This is a genomic window from Psychrobacter sp. NPDC078631 (assembly GCF_050268165.1).
Taxonomy (GTDB): domain Bacteria; phylum Pseudomonadota; class Gammaproteobacteria; order Pseudomonadales; family Moraxellaceae; genus Psychrobacter.
The window spans coordinates 722,560-743,909 of the sequence record NZ_JBNNGG010000001.1; the positions used below are offsets into that span (position 1 = coordinate 722,560).

The 21,350-nt window shown below is 43.4% G+C and carries 18 protein-coding genes; 8 read left to right on the top strand and 10 right to left on the bottom strand.

All coding sequences use genetic code 11. The features are described from left to right. Positions 1–108: 108 nt before the first annotated feature. Entirely contained in the window at positions 109–1,620 is a 1,512-nt protein-coding gene (locus tag ACQKCP_RS02905) for a glycosyltransferase family 2 protein (RefSeq protein WP_427611209.1), read from the bottom strand. A 485-nt stretch (positions 1,621–2,105) separates the two neighbouring features. Continuing rightward, positions 2,106–2,981: a LysR substrate-binding domain-containing protein gene (locus ACQKCP_RS02910; protein WP_427611210.1), complete on the bottom strand. Its 876-nt coding sequence runs from the start codon at positions 2,979–2,981 to the stop codon at positions 2,106–2,108. Between the two features lie 111 nt (positions 2,982–3,092). Between ACQKCP_RS02910 and ACQKCP_RS02915 the strand changes: the two genes are divergently transcribed. Further along, entirely contained in the window at positions 3,093–3,809 is a 717-nt protein-coding gene (locus ACQKCP_RS02915) for an SDR family oxidoreductase (protein ID WP_427611211.1), read from the top strand. A gap of 127 nt (positions 3,810–3,936) precedes the next feature. Next, positions 3,937–4,815 carry a DMT family transporter gene (locus ACQKCP_RS02920; protein WP_427611212.1) on the top strand — a complete coding sequence of 293 codons (879 nt, stop codon included), beginning with the start codon at positions 3,937–3,939 and terminating at the stop codon, positions 4,813–4,815. On the opposite strand, the gene ACQKCP_RS02925 is transcribed toward ACQKCP_RS02920, so the two are convergent. The 5 genes from ACQKCP_RS02925 to ACQKCP_RS02945 all read right to left on the bottom strand — a co-directional run bounded on the left by ACQKCP_RS02925 (position 4,748) and on the right by ACQKCP_RS02945 (position 10,083). Then, positions 4,748–5,044: a homocysteine S-methyltransferase family protein gene (locus tag ACQKCP_RS02925; RefSeq protein ID WP_427611213.1), complete on the bottom strand. Its 297-nt coding sequence runs from the start codon at positions 5,042–5,044 to the stop codon at positions 4,748–4,750. The genes ACQKCP_RS02920 and ACQKCP_RS02925 overlap by 68 nt on opposite strands. Before the next feature lie 374 nt (positions 5,045–5,418). Next, on the bottom strand, positions 5,419–6,753 hold the full coding sequence (locus ACQKCP_RS02930; RefSeq protein ID WP_427611214.1) for a basic amino acid/polyamine antiporter: 1,335 nt from the start codon (positions 6,751–6,753) through the stop codon (positions 5,419–5,421). 10 nt (positions 6,754–6,763) lie between these two features. After that, positions 6,764–7,720, bottom strand: coding sequence for a homocysteine S-methyltransferase family protein (locus ACQKCP_RS02935; protein WP_427611662.1), 957 nt, complete (start codon positions 7,718–7,720; stop codon positions 6,764–6,766). 430 nt (positions 7,721–8,150) lie between these two features. Then, positions 8,151–9,278: a zinc-binding dehydrogenase gene (locus tag ACQKCP_RS02940; protein ID WP_427611215.1), complete on the bottom strand. Its 1,128-nt coding sequence runs from the start codon at positions 9,276–9,278 to the stop codon at positions 8,151–8,153. Positions 9,279–9,405: 127 nt separating this feature from the next. Continuing rightward, the gene (locus tag ACQKCP_RS02945; RefSeq protein WP_427611216.1) at positions 9,406–10,083 is read right to left on the bottom strand and encodes a glutathione S-transferase family protein; all 678 of its coding nucleotides are present in this window, start codon (positions 10,081–10,083) and stop codon (positions 9,406–9,408) included. A gap of 184 nt (positions 10,084–10,267) precedes the next feature. On the opposite strand from ACQKCP_RS02945, the gene ACQKCP_RS02950 reads away from it, so the two are divergent. After that, positions 10,268–11,182 (top strand): LysR family transcriptional regulator, encoded by a 915-nt coding sequence (locus ACQKCP_RS02950; protein WP_427611217.1) that lies wholly within the window; start codon positions 10,268–10,270, stop codon positions 11,180–11,182. Between the two features lie 582 nt (positions 11,183–11,764). After that, positions 11,765–12,694, top strand: a complete 930-nt coding sequence (locus ACQKCP_RS02955; protein WP_427611218.1) for a hypothetical protein — start codon at positions 11,765–11,767, stop codon at positions 12,692–12,694. 202 nt (positions 12,695–12,896) lie between these two features. On the opposite strand, the gene cueR is transcribed toward ACQKCP_RS02955, so the two are convergent. Together cueR and ACQKCP_RS02965 are read right to left on the bottom strand one after the other, a co-directional pair. Next, on the bottom strand, positions 12,897–13,289 hold the full coding sequence (gene cueR, locus ACQKCP_RS02960; protein WP_427611219.1) for a Cu(I)-responsive transcriptional regulator: 393 nt from the start codon (positions 13,287–13,289) through the stop codon (positions 12,897–12,899). A 97-nt stretch (positions 13,290–13,386) separates the two neighbouring features. Then, complete coding sequence (locus ACQKCP_RS02965; protein WP_427611220.1) at positions 13,387–15,864, bottom strand: heavy metal translocating P-type ATPase; 2,478 nt, start codon at positions 15,862–15,864, stop codon at positions 13,387–13,389. Between the two features lie 421 nt (positions 15,865–16,285). Between ACQKCP_RS02965 and ACQKCP_RS02970 the strand changes: the two genes are divergently transcribed. After that, positions 16,286–16,999: a DarT1-associated NADAR antitoxin family protein gene (locus ACQKCP_RS02970; RefSeq protein ID WP_427611221.1), complete on the top strand. Its 714-nt coding sequence runs from the start codon at positions 16,286–16,288 to the stop codon at positions 16,997–16,999. 153 nt (positions 17,000–17,152) lie between these two features. Here ACQKCP_RS02970 and ACQKCP_RS02975 read toward each other — a convergent pair whose 3' ends face one another. Beyond that, on the bottom strand, positions 17,153–18,043 hold the full coding sequence (locus ACQKCP_RS02975) for a LysR family transcriptional regulator (RefSeq protein ID WP_427611222.1): 891 nt from the start codon (positions 18,041–18,043) through the stop codon (positions 17,153–17,155). 189 nt (positions 18,044–18,232) lie between these two features. Between ACQKCP_RS02975 and ACQKCP_RS02980 the strand changes: the two genes are divergently transcribed. The 3 genes from ACQKCP_RS02980 to ACQKCP_RS02990 all read left to right on the top strand — a co-directional run bounded on the left by ACQKCP_RS02980 (position 18,233) and on the right by ACQKCP_RS02990 (position 21,253). Continuing rightward, positions 18,233–18,622 carry a RidA family protein gene (locus ACQKCP_RS02980; RefSeq protein WP_427611223.1) on the top strand — a complete coding sequence of 130 codons (390 nt, stop codon included), beginning with the start codon at positions 18,233–18,235 and terminating at the stop codon, positions 18,620–18,622. Positions 18,623–18,681: 59 nt separating this feature from the next. Next, entirely contained in the window at positions 18,682–20,157 is a 1,476-nt protein-coding gene (locus ACQKCP_RS02985) for an aldehyde dehydrogenase family protein (RefSeq protein ID WP_427611224.1), read from the top strand. Positions 20,158–20,263: 106 nt separating this feature from the next. Beyond that, entirely contained in the window at positions 20,264–21,253 is a 990-nt protein-coding gene (locus ACQKCP_RS02990) for a membrane dipeptidase (protein ID WP_427611225.1), read from the top strand. Positions 21,254–21,350: the final 97 nt, after the last annotated feature.

Consider the following 21,350-nt stretch of genomic DNA (forward strand, 5'->3'; position numbering starts at 1 on the left):
AAACGATAAAAGACAATAGAATGACCTTGGTTCAAAATTGGCTTATATAAATCGCAAGTTTTTACGAATTGCTGGCTTTATAAGTATTGTTTTTATAAGTACTGACTTTTACGAATCGATGGTTTTTTTATCTTTAAATAAAGACGTCGCATAAGATGTTGTGATAGTCGTCTTCTTTTCATGTGCTACTTTTAAAGTCTGCTTAAGAACCTTACTCATACTTGGCATATCTGCCCGAGCATTAGAGAAATTATCCATTGCGACCTTGGCTGCGCTTAGTTTTAGAATACAGACTGCCACTGCACAGATAAATAGTACTGGCGAATAGAGCGGTGAAAACGGTGCTACAACTAGGACTGTAATGATATTTAGCACCAATAGCAGTTTTGGTAACGCTGCTATATTCTTAAGGAGTAATGACTGACGACTTTGGATATAGTTTTGTTTTGGCGTACAGACAAAAGGTTTCTCTCGTCCCCACAGCACCGGAAGCCATGACAAGGCACCAATTTCCCAAAAGTTCAAATGCATCAACCATGCTCGTATCTTTCTGCCAAAACGTGGCTGATGGCTATCGTCTACTTGTTGATTGAGAGGCGATTGATCGCGGCAATATGCCCACAACCGTCTAAGAATAAAAAAGGCATAGCCTGTATAAACCACATATAGAGAGGTAAGCATCGACACGTCAGCGTTATTTATTAAAAGCATATCAACCATCACCAGTAATGCGCAGATATGCAAAAGGATAAAGAACCCTGTAAAGTTTACCCAAGCACTCAATTGAGACAGATGAGCGCGTATATATGCTAGACGTTCACTCATACTTTTGGATTTCGAGACATGTTGAACTGGGGAATTGTACGGGACTGACAGGTAATCCGTGAGCACTTGCATATTGCCGTAGATCCAGCGTCGGCGTTGACATATTAGGTCATCTAGTGTGTTAGGTAATAAGCCTGTGGCAATGACTTCTGGCACAAACTGACTACGAAAACCTTGTCGATGCATAAGCACGCCCATCTGAGCATCTTCAGTGATAGAAGCACCTGACCAACCTCCTATGCTCAAAAGGTCTGAGCGTCGAATGACTGCGTAAGTACCCGTTGATAAGGCACGATTGCGATTAAAAGGACGATACAGATGATGATTGAAATAGTGATTCAACTCGCTATGAGCATCCGGCTGTCCTTCATTACGATAAAACTGCGGAAACTGAAGTAGGGTATGCTCAGGATATTGAGCGATAGCCCGCGTAATAGAGGCTCTAGCATGTGGTAATGCTTGGTAATCACTATCGACCACCACAATGTGACTACAGTCTGGACTCATTAACCCAAGTGCCAAGTTTAAAGCACCCGCTTTGAATCCTTCGACACGATCAATGTGATAAAAATGGACATTCAGCTCAGCGTTTAAGCTTTGACAAAATGCTGCTAATGGCTCATACAACGACATCTCTTTATTATTATTATCGATAATCAATATCTCATCGCATGCTTCTTTTACTGCTAATAACGACTTTATTGTGGCAATAACCAACTCTGGAGGCTCAGCTCGCGTCATTAATTGAAAACTGAGTGCTTCGTTAGTTAGGGCTTCTGGTGTGTTAGCAGTCATGTCTGGTCCTTAAGCATGTACAACAAGTGAAATTCATATAAAAAGAATGGGCTTATAGACAATGTAAGTACTTGTATCCTCAGTCATTTAATGAATACCAATGCATATTAATACAAAATTAAGTAATGATTTAGCCGATAATTGTTTGTGATAAATTAACTGTGTAAGTTGTACGTAATGTGACATAAAAACTTAGTATTTAAATCACGTAAAAATAGGGCGTTTTTTGATTGAGAAGGGGGTAGGTAGCTGTGTTTTATTTTTGAGTTAGGGTAGTTAGCATAAGGAAAAACTAGAAAAAACGAATATAAAAAAGCAGGAAGGTCTGCATCATTATGTTGAAGCATGATTTTAGTAAGATAGAAAAGCACGACTGAAATCGTCGTTAGTTTCAGAAGCTAACTACGTTAATAAGTTTGAGATTAGATTATTTATATTGACGTTTAACTTAATGCTTAGCTAGCCCTAGCTAAATAAAGCCAGTGCTAAGTCTGTATTAAATGAGTGACACACCAGTTCCAGACAGCGTCGATAATTGGTGTTGATGACGAATTCTTTTTGCGAACGAGATAATAGTCTGGATCGACTGTTAGCGTTGACTCACTTACCTGAACCAACCTTCCTGCATTCAAATCCGCTTGTACGAAAGCCTGACAAGCAATCGCAACGCCTTGACCTGCTAGCGCTGCATCTAAAGCCAATGCGGTCTGGTTAAATACAGCGCCGGGCAGCTTACCTGTAGTACCAAAAAATCGTGGCCAATGATGATGTGAGTCATGTAGCAATGGCATCTCTTGTAGCACTTCTTTTGACATGGGCAGTTCTCTATTGGCCATCAAGTGGGGGCTGGCTACAGCTACAAGCGTTTGTTTGAACAGTAGATGAGTATCAAATGCTGCAGGGAGTGGTGGGCGCGTTAAGCGTACCGCGATATCTACCTGATCACGGTCAAAGTCTGCAACGGATTCAGTCGCTACAGTACGCAACTCGACATCAGGGACCGCAGCAGTCAAAGCCGATAAGCGCGGCAGTAATAGCTTAGTGGCAAAAGTCGGCGTCACGCTGATAGTGACAGTCTTAGGCTCTCTGAGTAGCTGAGCTGTTGCTTTATCCAAAATCTTAAAAGCGCGAGTAACTTCTGCAAAGTAAACAGAACCTTGGCTAGTGAGCGCCACGCCTCTTGGTAGTCTTTGAAACAAAGGAAAGCCGATATGCTCCTCTAGCATTCTTACTTGCTGAGCGACCGCGCCTTGCGTTACACACAGCTCATCCGCCGCCGCCCGAAAATTAAGATGACGCCCTGCAGCCTCAAATGCACGTAAGGCATTGAGCGGTGGCAACGTACGATGACTGTTTGGCACTTTTTTTCCTAGACGATAGATTTTCTACAGTCTAGCATCTTTTATTATGATGTTAGGAATCTGATTTTATTGGTTATGATAAATGAAACCATAACTAATGGAGAAAGACAAATGAATAATATTATAACGACAAAAAAAGTGGCGCTTATCACCGCAGGTGGATCAGGCATGGGTGCTGCCGCTGCTCGTAAACTTGCAGCAGATGGTTATCATGTCGCTATTTTATCTTCCTCTGGTAAAGGTGAGGCCTTAGCAAAAGAGCTTGGCGGCATTGGGGTTACTGGCTCTAACCTTATTAATGAAGATGTACAACGATTGGTTGATTCGGCGATGCAACAGTGGGGACGTATTGATGCGCTTGTAAACTCTGCTGGTCATGGCCCGCGCGCATCTATTTTAGACATCACTGATGAGGATTGGCATAAAGGGCTAGAGGTTTACTTTCTTAGTGTGGTACGTGCAATTCGTTTGGTCACACCAATCATGGTGGCACAGGGTAGCGGTGCTATCGTCAATATATCTACCTCTTGGGTAACGCAGCCGACTGCGCTTTTTCCTACGTCAACGGCTTTTCGTGCCAGCCTTGGCGCTTTTACCAAGATTTTCTCAGATGATTATGCAGTAAAAGGTGTGCGTATTAATAATGTCTTGCCTGGCTGGATTGATAGCTTGCCTGAAGTCGATGAGCGACGTGAGAGCGTGCCGATGAGACGTTATGGTACCTCTGAAGAAGTCGCCTCAACAATTGCCTTTTTATTATCTGAAGCTTCTGGATCTATCACTGGTCAGAATATACGGGTTGATGGTGGCGTCATTCGCTCTGTTTAACGAGTCAGTCAATACAAGCCTATTGATTCAAGATTGCTAATACAAGAATATTAATAGAAGCAATAACACTCTGTCGACGCTAGCTGCTTGAAAAAAAGCAGCTCATCTATTTGTTAAGGCCAATGTTATGTTTCGAGCATACGCTGCACTGGTACTACTTGGTATCATCTGGGGGTCGAATTTTATTTTTATGAAATGGGCGACGGCTCTAATCAGCCCCTCACAAACCGTATTTTTACGCCTGCTATTTGGGTTTTTGCCATTGGTTGCCGTTGCTTGGCACAGCAAAGTAATTACTCGGGCGCAGTTACAGCATTTGCCACACTTTATAGTGATGTCAGTGCTCGCAACGTCTTTTTACTATTATGGATTTGTCGCAGGTACGGCGCTATTGCCCAGTAGCGTCGCAGGTCTATTAAGTGGCTCAATCCCTATATTTACCTTTTTGGGCGCGGCGCTGTTCTTACCTGAGGAGCGTCCGACCAAGCAAATGGCGATTGGACTTGCGCTAGGATTTGCTGGTATCGCATTAAGTGCGCGACCATGGCAAGGCGCTACTGGTGTCTCTCTCGTTGGCGTTTTGTGGATGTTAGCAGGGTCTCTGAGTGTGGGTGCATCTTTTGTGTATGCGCGGCGTTATCTGTCTCCTCTGAGGTTGCCGCCACTGGCGTTAGCCACTTGGCAAGTGGGGTTAGCTGTCATAACGCTTTCCGTACTCATCGATTTCGATGGTATAACCCAGCTGTCGACAGATACTAGGGCAATGTGGGGAACGATACTTGGTCTAGGTGCTTTGGGTACTGGCGCTGCTTTTTTGATTTATTATTTTATCATCGAGACGTTAGGTTCAGTGCGGGCTGCTGGTGCTACTTATATTGCTCCAGTCGTTGCTGTTACCATTGGCGCTGTAATTGGAGAGGACATCACCAGCTTAGAAATTATAGCGTTGGTACTGATTTTAAGTGGTGTCCTACTAATACAAACGGGTAGACAGGCTTCAGGTTAGCGGGAGAGATGGGTAGGCTGTTAAGAATACAATATGCATACTTATGACAAGTTAAATGTTGGCTTAATTCCTGAATATGCTCAGGGCCAATACCGCAGCAGCCACCGATTAATGAAGCGCCTTGTGAGTAACAAACCAGTTCCAGACAGCGTCGATAGTCGGTGTTGATGACGAATTCTTTTTGCGAACGAGATAATAGTCTGGCGCAAACGTTAGCGTTGATTCGCATAATAAATCAACTTTATCTATTCGGTCACGATCAAAGTCTGCAATAGATTAGATGGTTACTGGTATGCTAGTGATTACCTTGAGATGATCGAATTAGAGTCTCGGCAATGAGATATATCTTGTTATAGGATTTTGAAGCGCTATTGACTAAGTTTTAGCTATGGTATAAAGACGACTATGTAGTGGTTTTCCCTGCTCAATACTCAGTGCTTGAGATTCATGCAACTACCTGAATGATAACTACTGATATGCCTTACAACTGAATAAACAAGTCCAAAAAGTCGTTGTTTTTTGGACTTGTTTTTATTTATCACAGTTATTTTAGAAATATACTAAAAACTATATCCGCTCCTTTGTTCAACGTAAAAACAATAATTAATGTGTCTGTTTCGGCAGTGCTCTTGACTGATAGCGGCTGTAATAAAAAATCGCTAAGCCAGGTATATACAGCAGCAAGGACAACAGCAAGTTATCCACGCCAGCAGCATAAATTAGCCAGATACCATAGACACTCGCGCCCAGACCGATGGCTTTGATGCTCCAGCGTTCTGATTGTGCAAATGATACTTTGACCAAATACGCCCCGACTAAAAAGTAAGGAATCAAAATCATCGAGGTGGAGATAATCACCAAGGTGTTATAGCCTTTACCAGTCAAAAAGATCATCAGTAAGCACAGCTGCACGGTCAAACTGGTTAGTAGTAATGATGCCGTTGGCGTGCCTTGTGCGTTTTGCTTGGTAAATATACGTGGAAACGCATTGTACTTCGCCGCGGTAAACGGCACTTCAGCCGAGTAGAGAATCCAGCTCAGGTAAGATGCTAATACCGAGATGATAAGACCAATACTGATAACCCATTTACCCACATCGCCCGTCATCTGCGCCATGATGCCCGCCATCGATGGGTTACTAAGCGCTGCCACATCCACACGGCTCATGACCCCGAGAGAGAGCAGAGTAATGGCAACGTACAACACCAGTGCACACAACACCCCGATATAAGTAGCGCGGCCGATATCAGCACGCCTCTTCGCACGTTGCGATAAGACAATCGCGCCTTCGATACCCGTAAATACCCATAGGGTGATCAGCATCGTTCCTTTGACCTGCTCCATAAAGGGCGCTTCTAACGTCGTACCTGCGCGGTCGGCGTTAAAAGTCTTCATATCAAAGGCATAATAGGCAAACACAATAAAAGCAATGAGCGGTAAGCTTTTTGCCAAGGTCGCCAGCAAGTTGATAAAGGCGGCTTGCTTAACGCCGCGCAGTACCAAATAATGCACCAGCCATAAAATGATAGACTCACCGACTAGCGCCCACAGAGTGTTGCCTTCACCAAAAACAATACTGGTTGGTGTATCAATAAAGCTACCCAGTGCAGCAAACGCCACGACCAAGTAACCAACCACACCAATGGTCGCACACAGCCAGTAACCCCATGCTGAAAAGAAGCCTGCCAAATCGCCAAACCCTGTTTTGGCATAGGTATAAATACCGCCATCCAGTTCAGGTTTGAGGCGTGACAAATGCAAAAAGCAGCCTGCGAGGAACAAAATACCTACGCCGGTGATGATCCATGCGGTAATGATGGCGTTCACGCCTGCCACTTCGGCCATGTTTTGCGGTAGGCTAAAAATACCCGCACCGACCATCGAGCTAAACACGATGGCAGTGAGCATGGTTAGCCCAATTTTTTGTCCATTTTGCATCGTGCGATCTCTATTTTGTTGAGGTGCCTGTCGTCAAAGTATCTGTTGTTAAAGTACCTGTTGTCAAAGTGCTTGTGAAATGCTGGCTCAATGCCTGAATGTGTTCAGGGCCAATACCGCAGCAACCGCCAATCAGTGATGCGCCTTGGGTTTGCCATTTTTTTGCCCAGACCAAGTATGCAGGCGGGGTTAGGTCATCGCGCACTTCATCGAGGCCATCGTTCGCTGTAGCGTCTTTTGGTTGTGGTGGAAAAGCGTTGGCATACGCGCCAAGTTTGATGTGCGCGGCATCCTTGTCTTGCAACACGCTTTGCGCTACATCAAGCGCTTGATCAATTACTTCTGGCTGACAGCAGTTAAATAAGATTGCTGCTACATTGATATCTGCCATTTTGGTAACGGCTTCTTTTACCGTCTCGCCTGAGCGCAAACGTGGCACATCGAGATGCTCGCTGTCTTCTAGGGTGAATGAAACCCATAATGGCTTATTGTCAGTATCGAGCGTGTCCAGTAGCTCGCGAACAGCGACAGATTCAGCGATTAAGCTTTGGGTTTCTGCCAGCCAAAAATCCACATATTCGCTCAAACCTTTGATAAGTGGCGTGGCGATATCTTCCACGTGATCCGCGTCAAACAAGTCGGCACGATATGAGCCAAATAGCGGCGGGATGGAACCTGCAATCTTAGTGTCGCGGCCTTCCATCTCGACCGCAGCGCGCGCCATCTCGCCTGCTGAGGTAGCCAATGCTTGCGCTTGATTGGCAAAACGCTCTTCGCCAATATGAAAGGGTACGAGCGCATAGCTGTTGGTGGTGATGACCGCTGCACCGCTTTGGATAAAAGCGCGATGCACGTCACGGACGATCTCAGGCGCTTCTATCATTGCTAGCGCCGACCACTCAGGCTGACGAAATGGTGCGCCACGTTTGGCTAGCTCTCGACCCAAGCCGCCGTCAATAATTGTGATTGCGTCAATTGACATAATAAGTCCCTCTTTATAGTGAATAGGTACATCTACTAAGACTCTATAGTCAATTCTCTATAAAAGAGTGACAGCATTAACCTCACTTGAAGTATCATAGTTACATCTGCGCTCGGTTGCCTTGTCTCTCTTTCAAACTGAATCAGCTATATTTTGAGAAATAGAGTTATTTAAAGGGACGAAATACTAGGCGTAATAAGGAGTAGATGCAACCAAAAGTTTAGTAATAATGTTAATTGATTACTTTTGGCATCTGGTTGCCTTGTTTGAGTATAGGTATTGCATGGTTTTTCTGATGAAGTTTATGCAAATTGTGAGTAAATACGAAGTAGCGATGACTTTTAGTTAGAGACAAAAAAGCAGACATCCTAGAATATCTGCTTTTTTTATTTCTATATTATGCTTCAAACAATGATTAGCCCTGAGGCTTGATTAAGTATTTCTCACCAGTCGCCTGTTTGCCATAAGCGGCGATTGATTTTAACTGTAGCGCTTCCTCTAGGGTCACTTCATGCGTGTAGCTGCTCGCAAAGGTGGTGGTGATTTCTTCTGCCACGCGTTTGCGCATGGACTGAACCGTTTCACTACCAAGTTTGCCAAGTGCATTGAACAATAAGAATCCATTCACACCCCACGCAAAACCAAAGTTACGGTTTAAGGTGATCGGACCACGGTCTAAGGCGCCATAAATATAAGCTTGTTTAAAGGTATTTGAGCCATAGACGCTGTATTCTTCTACGTCACGAGTGATAGCTGCTTCCATACAGTTTAGAATATCGCTGGTGAGCTTACCGCCACCGATAGGGTCAAACGAAATCGTAGCGCCTGTTTCAGTAATTGCGGCGGTCAAATCAGCAAGGAACGTCTCGCTGCTTGAGTTCACCACATACTTTGCGCCCATATCGCGCAATAGCTTTTCTTGCGAGTCTTTACGGACGATATTCACCAAATCAACATCGTCTGCCATACAGATACGGTTTAGCATTTGACCAAGGCTAGAAGCAGCTGCTGCATGTACGATGGCTTTGTGGCCTTCAGCGCGCATGGTTTCAACCATTGCCAGTGAGGTGAGCGGGTTTACAAAAGACGATGCGGCCTCGGTAGCTGTCGTGCCGTCTTGCATTTCTATGCAACTTCTTACATTGACACAGTGGTATTGACGATATGTACCGCCACCAATCACCGCAACCATTTTGCCCATGAGTGCTTGTGCGGCTTCTGATGAGCCTGCTGCGACGACTGTACCAGCGCCTTCATTGCCGACAGGCGTGTCTTTATTTACCCGCGTTTTGAGTGATGGCATGAATTTCGCAGGCACATCAGCAGAAATGATAGGGCTGTCATCAGTGCCTGATTGTACAGCGGTTGACATATCAGCGGCGCTGAACATCACACCAAAATCAGAGGGGTTCAATGGCATGGCTTCCATGCGAACGACAACTTCGTCAGCACCGGGTTGCGGCATCTCGATGTCTTTCAAAGACAGGGTTAATTTGTTGTCATCACTGATGGTTGAAACCAGTTGTTTATTTTTATCGGTCATAAGCTTTGCTCCTGCAAATAGTTGGATTTTTAGACCAATCCCTTTACGGTATTGGCCGTTCTTTAAGTTATTGAATTTTAGTAATTTTCTTAATGTGGCTCATCTTTAGTAGCCACATTGCCACAGGTTATTTAGCGTTTGCGGCTTGGATTAGAGCTTTAACGTGTTGCATAAACTCAGGCATGTTTGCTTGACTGTCTGCCTGAACGCTTTTTGCAATGTCGGTTTCACTCATGGCTTTGTTCCATTCTTTCATGCCGTCCACTTCTGCCAGTACATCCCACTCAAGCTGAGTCGCGCCAAAAGCGTTGACAATAGTGTTGACGTGATGCACATAGATGTCAGCCATGGTGAACTGCTCGCCTGCAATCCAAGGCGAAAATTGACATAAGCGATTCATAGCAATAATACCGCGGCCCAATACTTGACGTACTTCCTCTTTGACTGCGTTAGGTGCTTGAGTACCAGAAAATACGTATGGAATCAGTCGACGGCTTGGTAGCTCAAAGTAAAGCTCTGCTATTTTCATAATCTGACGTACAGACGCGCGTTCTGCTGCATCGGCAGGATATAGTGGCTTTTCAGGATATGTTTCTTCAAGGAAGTCACAAATCACGTTAGATTCCGACAGATTAAAACCGTCAGGCATGGTGATCGCAGGTACTTTACCCACTGGACTGACGGTTAGTAGATCATCACTACCAGCGTACAAAAGGTCCTCTTGGAATGGAATGCCCTTATATAAAAGAGCGTGTTTTACGATGTTGTAATAGTTGCTTGCAGCAAAGCCGTGCAAAGTAATCATAAGTCATTCTTCCATTGTTGACGTAAAAGTTATTTTTAATCGTGTTTTCATTGCAACGTTTAAGTTAAACACATTATTACTGGTTTTAATGTGGTTATATATAAGGAATAACGTGAATCACTATTGCTTTTAAGACAATAATAAGGCGAGAATGCTCACATATTCATCTAAATGGAGAGGACAGTTGGATCAATTACGTGCCATCAAGTATTTTAGCAAAGTCGTAGAAACGGGCAGTTTTACTAAGGCGGCAAGTGCATTCAAAGTGCCGCCATCCTCACTATCGAGACGAGTATCTGATTTAGAAAAGAGCTTGGGCGCGACACTATTAAAGCGCTCGACCCGAATTGTTAAATTGACCGAAGTAGGGCAGGTTTATTATGACGATATGCAGCAAGTACTAGATCAGCTCGAACAAAGCAAAGAAACAGTACGCAGTTATCAAACGACGCCAATGGGACGGTTACGCATCAGCTCTATGGTGGGTTTTGGTGAAAAAATACTGCTACCACTGCTGGATGAGTTTGGTGAGTTGTATCCAGAGATTGTACTAGATGTCAGTCTCAGTGATGAATTATCCGCATTGGGACGTGACGATGTCGATATTGCGATTCGCGGTGGTTATGCGCCAAATGAGCGAGTGCTTGCCATTAGGCTCATGGATAATGGCTTTATACCGGTTGCGTCGCCCAGTTATTTAAAGATGCATGGTGTACCTAGTCATGTGATGGAATTAAAGGAACATAAAGGCCTGTATTTCAAAGCCCCAAACGGGCCAACGCCTTGGCTCTGCTATGTCGACGATCAGTGGCATGATGTCTCAGGACCTGCAGTGGCAATTTCAAACAATGGACCATGGCTAGCCAAAAAGGCTTGTGATGGTGAAGGGGTTTTGATGTCTACTCGATGGGCGTTATCCTCATATCTTGAGTCAGGCGCATTGCAAGAGCTTACCTTTGAGCATCCATTAGCAATCACGCAGCACGCTGATATGGCCGTATATTTGCTGTATCAAAAGCAGCGCTATCTAGTACCAAAAGTAAAAGCCGCCGTCGATTTCTTGGTTGAGAGGATAAAAGTAGGAAATGTAGATAAATAGCCTAAGCAATATTTTGTGATTGACTTATAGTAATAAATATTCTGCTAATCTGATTTGTGTAGGCTAGCGTTAGAATGATCAAGTGCTTAAAGAGGAATATGGTAGTTTTGAAATACTTAGTATTCATTGTCTCTTTTCAATAATTTACATTGCAATATAAGCTGTATCTCGCATAAATACAAAAATATTAATCTATTGTTAATGTTGGTCTTTCTGCAAGAAAATGGCGCTTATTCTGGTAAAAACAAAGAAACTATTTGGAACTTTGACGAAATTTAGCAGTAAGCGAAATAGGTATTGGAGTTGTGGTTGTTATAGGTCTTTATTTCCAATGTTAAGTCTCGGTAAGGATGTTATTCTGAGTTAAAAGCTGTCTAGTAAAAGCTGGGAAGCTCACAAATTTCAGCTAATTATAAGGTTAGTAATAAATGAGAAATGTTATTAGTGATGAAAAGATAGGAGACTTCCGGAATTTAGTAAATTCTAATTCAAGCTTTGTATATCAAATCTATAAAAATAAAGGTGGCAAGAACCTTTTTAACCTAGTCTGGTCTGGTCTGGATTACAGTATCAGTTCGACATTTGGAGAACGTAACTAATTTTGATAAAAATATAGATACAAAATCTATGCAGGTCTATTCTTTAATATCTTCGATTGACCTTATATACGAATCGATTAAGCAACTGCACAGAGTATTTGTAAATGAAAAAAACATACCATTTTCAGGTGAGAAAAAGTGTTTTAATGAGCGCTTGTTTCCTAGTGAGGATGATAACGACTATTTTAAGACCATAAGAGCTTGCTTTGGTGCTCACCCTGTGAATTTACAGCAATCGAAATCAAAACGCTTTGCTAGTTGGCCTTTTGAGAGTCATGTCAATAGTGGCGATTTAAGTGTCCATTTATACAGTAGAGATGTAGATGCAGAAGATCTATTGTTAAACCTCAATATAAATGAGTTATTGGAATTTCTCATTACTCGATATGATTATCTAGATGTTATTGCAGACAGGATACAAAGTTTATTCAGCGAGTATCAGAAAAGCCTTTCAAACCAGATCATTGAAACGAAATCTGATCCGCTTGAACAGCTTTATATTCTTAGGGATGAGTCTAAAAAACGCTTAGACAACGATTATTATAATGGTGAAATTAAGGATCTAATTATGATTTTCGAAGCAAAAATTACTGATCCTAAACTTGTGCAAATGGCTGATAATTACAAAGATTCTCTCTTACCTCTAATTGGAAAAATTAAGACTAATCTTCAAGTGATAAACCTCGTTGATTTAGAAAATGACTCTATGGTTAGAGTTCGCTCAGGCCTTGGCGTGCATTTAAGCTATGAACTGTCAAAGTTCTATAGCTGGGTGTACGGTGATAGATACGATCCACTATTGAACTACTACTTTAAACGATTCAATGAAGTTACAAAAGGTAAGTTTAACTTCACTAGTTGTGATGAAATTAACCTGGCATTTCTTAAAGCAAAGTTAATGTTAGCCGAATAGAAAAAATTTAGAAGGGCGTCTTCTTATAACCGTAAACAGATCAAATTTATTAGGGAATCTATTGATTCTCTAAACCATAGATTGACTTGTTTTAGAGGTGTATTGGCATAGTAAGTTTAGTCAAACATTGATACTCAAGATTATTACGAGTAATGACTCTAAATAAGAACGCGCTATAAATGAGCTAGTGCTAGCGTCCGCTTCATTTAGCTTGCCCAAGATCATCCAGAATAGCGCAATCTGCATTATCATCGCCTGCACAATGATCAAAAGAGTTCTGTAGCGAGTCGACCATCTCCTGCAATTGGGCAATTTTTTGATTCAGCGTTTCGATATGCCCTTGTGTCAACTGTTTAACATCTGCACTCTGACGATTGGCATTTTTGCGCAAATATAGTAACTCTTTCATTTGCTTGGTTGAGAATCCTAAGTCACGAGAATGTTTTAAAAAGCATAGGTCGTCTATATCGTCTTTAGAATATAAGCGATAACCTGAGTTCGAGCGATTTACGGTTTCTAGCAAGCCAATCTGCTCATAGTAACGAATCATTTTGGTAGAGATGCCGGATTTTTTGGATGCTTGACCAATATTCATATTTATCCTCCTAGCCTAAAAAGGGACTTAAATAACAAAAGGGTTTAAGTAACCTGTGTATTTAAACCCTATATGGATATCCTTTACGATTCTATATTTACTCTGTAATGACGGGTACTTTGAAATACTTGAGACGTAACGCATTACCTAAGACAAAAACAGATGACAGCGCCATGGCGGCTGCCGCAAAAATGGGTGAGAGCAGGATACCAAATGCTGGATACAAGACACCTGCGGCAATCGGAATCAAAGCAACATTATAAATAAACGCCCAAGCCAGATTTTGTCTGATATTACTGATGGTGGCTTTACTCAAGGCAATCGAAGTAGGCACACCTTGCAGACTACCTGACATTAGCACCACTTCAGCCGCCTCAATCGCCACGTCTGTGCCTGTACCAATGGCCAATCCAACATCGGATTGAGCCAATGCAGGGGCATCATTGATACCGTCACCGACAAATGCAGCTCGGCCATATTGTTCTTGCAACTGGCGTACTGCATCCACTTTTCCTTCGGGTAATACTTCTGCCACTACCTGATCGATATTTAATTTTGCGGCAATCGCTTGGGCGGTATGGCGATTATCACCTGTAATCATGGCCACTTTTAAGCCTAACTGATGTAGTGCGGCGATGGCGGCATGAGTCGTCTCTTTAATAGGATCGGCAACGGCGATGATAGCGGCCAACTGCTGGTCAATAGATACATAGAGTGGGGTTTTACCTTCTTGCCCCAAACGTAGCGCATCTTGTTCAAAAGGCGCAACATCAAGCCCCAATTGTTGCATATAACGATCCGCGCCAATATGAATCACTTGGCCTGCCACGTTTGCTTGAATACCCAAACCTGTCATCGCCTCAAAGTCAGTGATAGGGAGCAGTTGAATATTCTGTTGTTCTGCGGCTTGAACAATGGCTAAGGCAATGGGATGCTCAGACTTTGCTTCAACCGATGCCACCACACGTAAGACTTGTTCTTTCTCAAATCCTTGTTGGACTTGAAAGTCTGTCAAGGTAGGTTTGCCTTCAGTCAATGTACCTGTTTTATCAACGGCAACCACGCTCACATCCTGAAGCATTTGTAGCGCTTCACCTTTACGGAATAGCACACCTAACTCTGCACCGCGACCTGTACCGACCATAATAGAGGTGGGAGTGGCCAATCCCATTGCACAAGGGCAGGCTACAATGAGGACGGCAACCGCATTGATTAAACCAAAGGTTAAGGCAGGGTCAGGGCCAAAAATTAACCAAACTATAAAGGTCAATGCTGATAAAAACATCACCGCTGGTACAAACCACATGGTGACTTTATCCACCAATGCTTGAATCGGTAATTTAGAGCCTTGGGCTTGTTCTACCATACGAATGATTTGTGCCAATACAGAATCTTCACCAATGGCCGTTGCTCGAATATTCACAGTGCCGTTTTGATTGATAGTACCACCGACCACTTGATCGCCTGCTTGTTTTTTCACAGGGACAGGTTCACCCGTAATCATAGATTCATCAATATAACTGTGACCGTCAACGACTTCGCCATCGATAGGCACACGCTCGCCTGGACGAATCTCAACTATCATTTGTGCGGTGACGTCCTCTACAGGGACTTCAATGACTTTGCCATCTTGCTGTACACGGGCAGTCTTTGCCTGCATGCCCACCAAATGCTGGATGGCTTGAGAGGTACGTCCTTTGACTTTTGCCTCAAAATAACGGCCTAATAGTATCAAGCTCACAATCATAGCAGCGGCTTCGTAATAGACATGCACTGTACCTTCAGGTAACGCTTGCGGGATAAAGGTCGCTATGAGGGAAAAGCCGTACGCTGCTATAGTACCAATCGCCACTAGCGAATTCATATCTGGCGCAAAACGCAATAAGGCTGGCACGCCTTTTTGATAAAAGCGTCGGCCTGGAAAGAGTAGTACCAATGTGGTCAAAACAAACTGTATCAGCCAACTTTGCTGAGTGCCGAGGTTATTCACCACCCACATATGAAAGGCGGGAATCATATGCGAGCCCATTGCGAGAATGAATACGGGCAATGATAACAGCGCAGAAAGCCCTAAATCTCGTTTAAGCTGATTTTGCTCTGAGGCTTTTTTATCTTGTCGATCACTTTGGTCTTGTTCTACCAGTTTGGCCTCGTAGCCCGCTTTTTTAACGGCATCAATTAAGTCACTCGTTTTTATTTGCGCATCGCCTTTAATCCAAGCGCGTTCAGTCGCAAGGTTTACCGTGGCTTGTTGCACGCCAGCGACTTTGACCAAAGATTTTTCTACCCGCCCAACACAGGAGGCACAGCTCATGCCTTCTATGGATAGCTCGATAGGCTTGGTTTCAGTCACTTTATAGCCTGCGCGCTCTACCGCTTTGTTTAACTGGGCAACATCTACAGGTTGAGATGAGTAAACAGTCGCCTGTTCAGTGGCAAGGTTTACCTCGGCATTTTCAACATGCTCAATATTTTTTAATTGTTTTTCGATACGCCCAACACAAGAGGCGCAACTCATGCCTTCAATGCTCAGAACTTCATGATAAGTAGGGGCTTTAGTATTTTTTGTTTTCATAACAACCTCTGTCGTTTTTAACTATATTTTTAATCGTATTTTTAATTCTATAGTGACAGCATATAGGTTGACATCATGGTAAGGTCAAGCGTATTTTATAATACTTCCAGGCGCATTTATAGTAGCGTCTTATATTTATCGTTGAATACAAAATAGCTCGATTATGGTTTATTGTTGAAGGTGTGGCGGCATTAATTCTAAAATAGGGCAGGATAAATGGCTGATAATAAGATAAACTGCCCAGCGAGCGCTGATAGGGTTCGATAACTCTCGATCAATTCACTGTATTTGGCTACTAGCGAATAAAACACCAATAATAAACGCTGCTAGTAATGACAGAGCATGCCGTCAACAGCAGGTGATATCAGCACCGTTAACATAAAACATTTATACAAGACCATTGATATTAAGGCACATCACTATGGAAGAAGTACCAAATACGATAGAACAAAGACCCGTATTCATGCCCAAAGTCAACAGTGACAATTTGGTAAAAACGGATATGGTTATGTTTGAGCGACATGTGGGATTTGCGACCAGACAAAAGAAAAAATCCATTAATGACCTACAGCAAGTCATTCGCAAAAAGTATGGGTTTAAGCATGTGTTAGAGCTGTCTAGTAAATCTGGTAATAAGCTGAGTTTTCCGCTAAGCCCGTTTAGCTTAAAAATTACTGATGAGCATGATGGCAATCCATATAGTGTCGAAAATGCTTTTCAAGCCAGTATGGTTTTTGAAGATGGTGGTCCTTATACGGATTTGCTTACCGCGCCACCAAGACAAGCCCGAAAAGATGAGCGATTGATGACCTCGGGCGAGCTCATTGGTTACAACTACTTTGGTATGGAATGGGGCGTAGAGCCGTTAACAACATTTTATGATTGGCTGTACGTGAATGCGCTCAAACAAAACCCTCAGCTGCACGAAGAAGTGATTCAATATCAGGGGTTTACTGATATTACCTTTAATCCTAAAAAATCTATCCATAGTGCAGCGTATGCGTTGGCGCTGTTTGTGGCACTGCATAAACGAGAGTTGCTCGATAATGTTGAAGACCCAATGGCATTCTATGACTTATGCAATAATTTTAAAATCAGCAATACTGAGCACCTATTAGAAGAAGGTTGGATCTGATCGTCAAATCAGATCGCTTAAGTTTGCTTGAACCGAAAGCTACGATCCATAATGTATCGTGGCTTTTTTATTTCTCTATATTTAGCCATTTTTAGCCCATTTAGATGACTATCGAGTGAATTGAAGACACGCCCTAGTAAACATACTTAAACATTATAGCCAATAGTTCTCTTGGACATAGGCGATACAGAGATCATAAAATGCTTGAGCTGGGGGAGAGATAGATTTATCAGCAAGTTTAAAGATACCGATTTGCCGGTTTAAAGAAGGGTCAACTAAATCTATCCAAACGAGTTCCGGCTCATTCGCAGGGAAGGCAAGCTTGGGTAAAGTAGTGATACCTAGATTATTACGCAATAAAGAAAACAGCGATGTGATGTTTTCTACCGTGTACCTTGCCCTGCGATTGAGCGCTTCGGCTGGCGTGTTTTCGAGTAATCTGCAAGTGCCATTATAAATAAACGGCTGCGCCATGAGTTGCTGCCATTTTAGCCCGTGCGATTGATTTAACTGGTTGTTTAGCTCATTACTTTGCAGACAGACCACGCCAATTGGGTCTGATATGAGTAAAGTAAAATCTATATTCGTTTGATCAATACTGGTGCAATTGCCCAGTGCCAAATCAATTTCTCCGGCTAACAATCGATTGGCCACACCGACAGAGTTATCATCTATCAATACGATCTCAATATCAGGATATTTTTTTGAGTATTCGACCAATACGCTAGGTAACAATTTAGTCACTAGCGACGGTACGCTTGCAATCCTAATTTTACCTTTTTCGCCAGACGCAGAGGCTTTTAAGTCATCTTCTAGCGCTTGATAAACGCTAAGAAACTGCTCAATCTTTGGTAAGCAGGTTTCACCGAAAGGCGTCAATATGGATTTGTTTCCCACTTCAAACAAACGCTGACCGAGTATTTTTTCTAATTCTTTTATCGAGGCTGACAAAGCAGCTTGCGAGCGATTGGCACGATCAGCCGCCGCACGAAACCCTCCTTCTTCCACGACAAATAAGAAATGACGCAATTGCTGTAGCTTCATATTCAGACCATCCAAAACTATTCTTTAATAATCTATCTCAAATGATAGATTAAATCTATCAAAATTCAAATTTAATTAGTTAGATTTATCGTTATTAATTAAGTAGGATAAGTCATATAACACTTGGCGGTGATTAAATAAATTTGAGATCACTTACTGCTGAAACCACTTATCAAAGGACATGACAATATGATGACTCACTCAAACAAACAGGCCGTTAAAACCTCGCTTTATGCGTCTAAAGCACCTTTGGAGTGGGCCATCACTAATAATGGAACCTTGTACACCGCTCAAATTCCTATCGATGAAAATGGTGATGTGGTTGCAGGCGGTATAGAAGCGCAAACTCGCCAAACGCTAGACAATCTTAAGCACACGCTAGAAGGTGCCAATGTTGGCATGGATGCAGTTCTACAAGTAATGATCTACGTAACCGACCGCGACTATCTAAAAACTGTCAATCAAATTTATGCTGAATATTTTGAAGCACCTTATCCAAATCGGGCAGCGCTCGTAATAGCAGGACTGGCTCGTGAAGAGATGCTGGTTGAGCTGGTCGTATATGCCGCTGTGCCCTAAACTCTAAATGTACTCTAGTCAATAAATAAAATATTTAATACTTTATCAAGGAAGCTCTTATGTCAGCTCACACCGCTCAACAGATATTGCAACAAGACCCAACCAAATCACTTTACATCAATGGTGAATGGCAGGCAGGCGTAAATACCGTTGCCAATATCAACCCATCTGATATCACTGACATTATCGGTGAGTTTGCGCAAGCGAGTAGCGATCAAGTCAAAGACGCTATTGCTGCTGCCCGTCACGCTCAGCCAAAGTGGGAAGCGACTTCTTTAGAAAAGAAGCAGTCTATCCTACAAGCCATTGGCGATGAAATGATTGCTCGCTGTGATGAGCTAGGTACGCTGTTGTCTCTTGAAGAAGGCAAGCCGTTCGCGGAAGGTCGCGGTGAAATTTATCGCGCAGGTCAGTTCTTTCATTACTATGCGGCGGAAGTATTGCGTCAAATGGGTGATACGGCTGATTCAGTACGTCCTGGTGTCAAAGTCGAAGTCACACGCGAAGCAGTCGGTGTGGTCGCCATTATCTCACCTTGGAACTTTCCAACGGCCACTGCTGTATGGAAAATCGCGCCAGCACTAGCATTTGGTAACAGTGTCATTTGGAAGCCTGCCAATTTAACGCCAGCTAGCGCGGTCGCATTGGCTGAAATCATTCATCGCCAAGGCCTGCCAGAAGGTACGTTTAACCTGCTATTGGGCGGCGGCTCGTCAGTCGGTGATGCGCTCATTAATTCTACAGACATTGATGCCGTTAGCTTTACCGGATCTGTACCAACAGGTCGAAAAGTCGCTGCTGCTACTGCACAAAACTTTATCCGTTGTCAGCTTGAGATGGGCAGCAAAAACGCTTTGGTTATCGCTGACGATGCCGACTTGCAAGTTGCTATCGATGCAGCAGTGGCTGGTGCGTTTGGTGGTTCAGGGCAGAAGTGTACGGCTTCTTCACGTCTTATCGTGATGGACGGTATTCACGATGCGTTTGTAGACGGTGTGATTGCCAAAATGAAAACCTTGAAGGTCGGTCATGCGCTTGAAGACGGCATCTTCATGGGGCCTGTCGTCGATGATAAGCAGCTGGCATCAAACATGGACTGGATCGAAAAAGCCAAGCAGTCTGGTGCTCATTTAGCGTTTGGCGGTGAGCGTTTAGAGATGTCGCATGACGGCTACTATATGTCGCCTACGTTGTTTACTGAGACGGATAACAGCTGGGATATCAACCAAGAAGAAGTGTTTGCCCCGCTGGCATGTGTCTTGCGTGTCAAAAATCTAGAAGAGGCGATTGCGATGACCAATGATACGCGATTTGGTCTGACGGGCGGCATCATCACCCAGAGCTTACGCAGCAGTGCAATGTTCAAAGAGCAAGTACAAGCAGGCTGCGTCATGGTCAATCTGGCAACTGCGGGTACTGACTATCACGTGCCATTTGGTGGTCGTAAACAGTCAAGCTTTGGCCCGCGTGAGCAAGGTCAATATGCCAAAGAGTTCTATACCATCGTCAAGACCGCTTATCAAAAAGCGTACTAGGGATGTCTTAACAAGAATGCTCGTCGCTATCTGAACGATGCTGTACCAAAAGGTACTTACTTGCTAAAGATAGCGGCTATCGATAAAAGTATTAAAGGGAATTGATATGTACCAAGACCATATCGTCATTGATGGATTACAGTATAGCCATTGGGATCGTGACTACTTTAAGATGCTACAAGCTAGTGGTATCAATGCAGTACACGCGACCTTGGTCTATCACGAAGACGCTCGTCAAACCATGACCCGCTTTAGCGAATGGCATGCACGCTTTGAGCAAAACTCAGATCTTATATTACCCGTGTACTCAGTGGCTGATATTAAAACGGCAAAAGAGCAGGGTAAAGTTGGCATCTTTTTTGGCGCGCAGAACTGCTCACCAATCGACGATGAAATTGGTTTGATTAGCGTGATGCGCCGCTTAGGCCTATTGATTATGCAGCTGACTTACAATAACCAGAGCTTGCTAGCGACAGGTTGTTATGAGCAAAATGATAGCGGTATTACTCGTTTTGGTCAGCAAGCCATCGCTGAGATGAATCGTGTCGGTATGATTATTGACATGTCACACAGCGCTGAGCGCTCAACGCTTGAGGCAATAGAAGTGTCATCGCGTCCGATATGTATTAGCCATGCCAATCCAACCACGGCTCATGAGGCGCTGCGTAATAAATCGGACACGGTCATTAGTGCCTTGACCCAAGCAGGCGGATTGTTAGGGTTTAGTTTATACCCGTTTCATTTGCCAAATGGCAGCGCATGTACGCTCGATGACTTCTGTACCATGATTGCCAATTGCGCTGATAAGTATGGTGTGGAGCATTTGGCGATTGGCAGTGATTTATGTCTTAATCAACCGCAAGCTGTACTTGAGTGGATGCGTAATGGACGTTGGTCAAAAGCGATGGACTATGGCGAAGGCAATGCCAGTAATTCAGGTTGGCCAGACACCTTGCCATGGTTCGCTGGCAAAGACGGTATGGAAAACATCTATAACGGTCTGCTAAAGCACGGTTTTAACGAAAGCGATGCTGGAAAAGTCATCGGTCAAAACTGGTTCGATTTTTTAGAGCAAGGATTAAAGCCTTTAGCTTAACTAGATTTTTAAAGAGTCATTTCAATCAATGGTTGCTCGAAATCGCTATAAGACGACAGTCGTGTTATAGCGTCTATCTGTTTGAAGTAGGTAATTT

Bases quoted from the DNA above. Each gene is read 5' to 3' on its own strand.
- ACQKCP_RS02985 (WP_427611224.1), top strand. From the start codon at position 18,682: ATGTCAGCTCACACCGCTCAACAGATATTGCAACAAGACCCAACCAAA.
- ACQKCP_RS02980 (WP_427611223.1), top strand. From the start codon at position 18,233: ATGATGACTCACTCAAACAAACAGGCCGTTAAAACCTCGCTTTATGCG.
- ACQKCP_RS02975 (WP_427611222.1), bottom strand. From the start codon at position 18,043: ATGAAGCTACAGCAATTGCGTCATTTCTTATTTGTCGTGGAAGAAGGA.
- ACQKCP_RS02940 (WP_427611215.1), bottom strand. From the start codon at position 9,278: ATGACCGATAAAAATAAACAACTGGTTTCAACCATCAGTGATGACAAC.
- ACQKCP_RS02930 (WP_427611214.1), bottom strand. From the start codon at position 6,753: ATGCAAAATGGACAAAAAATTGGGCTAACCATGCTCACTGCCATCGTG.
- ACQKCP_RS02905 (WP_427611209.1), bottom strand. From the start codon at position 1,620: ATGACTGCTAACACACCAGAAGCCCTAACTAACGAAGCACTCAGTTTT.
- ACQKCP_RS02925 (WP_427611213.1), bottom strand. From the start codon at position 5,044: ATGCGAATCAACGCTAACGTTTGCGCCAGACTATTATCTCGTTCGCAA.
- ACQKCP_RS02945 (WP_427611216.1), bottom strand. From the start codon at position 10,083: ATGATTACTTTGCACGGCTTTGCTGCAAGCAACTATTACAACATCGTA.
- ACQKCP_RS02915 (WP_427611211.1), top strand. From the start codon at position 3,093: ATGAATAATATTATAACGACAAAAAAAGTGGCGCTTATCACCGCAGGT.
- ACQKCP_RS02970 (WP_427611221.1), top strand. From the start codon at position 16,286: ATGGAAGAAGTACCAAATACGATAGAACAAAGACCCGTATTCATGCCC.
- ACQKCP_RS02965 (WP_427611220.1), bottom strand. From the start codon at position 15,864: ATGAAAACAAAAAATACTAAAGCCCCTACTTATCATGAAGTTCTGAGC.
- ACQKCP_RS02920 (WP_427611212.1), top strand. From the start codon at position 3,937: ATGTTTCGAGCATACGCTGCACTGGTACTACTTGGTATCATCTGGGGG.
- cueR (WP_427611219.1), bottom strand. From the start codon at position 13,289: ATGAATATTGGTCAAGCATCCAAAAAATCCGGCATCTCTACCAAAATG.
- ACQKCP_RS02990 (WP_427611225.1), top strand. From the start codon at position 20,264: ATGTACCAAGACCATATCGTCATTGATGGATTACAGTATAGCCATTGG.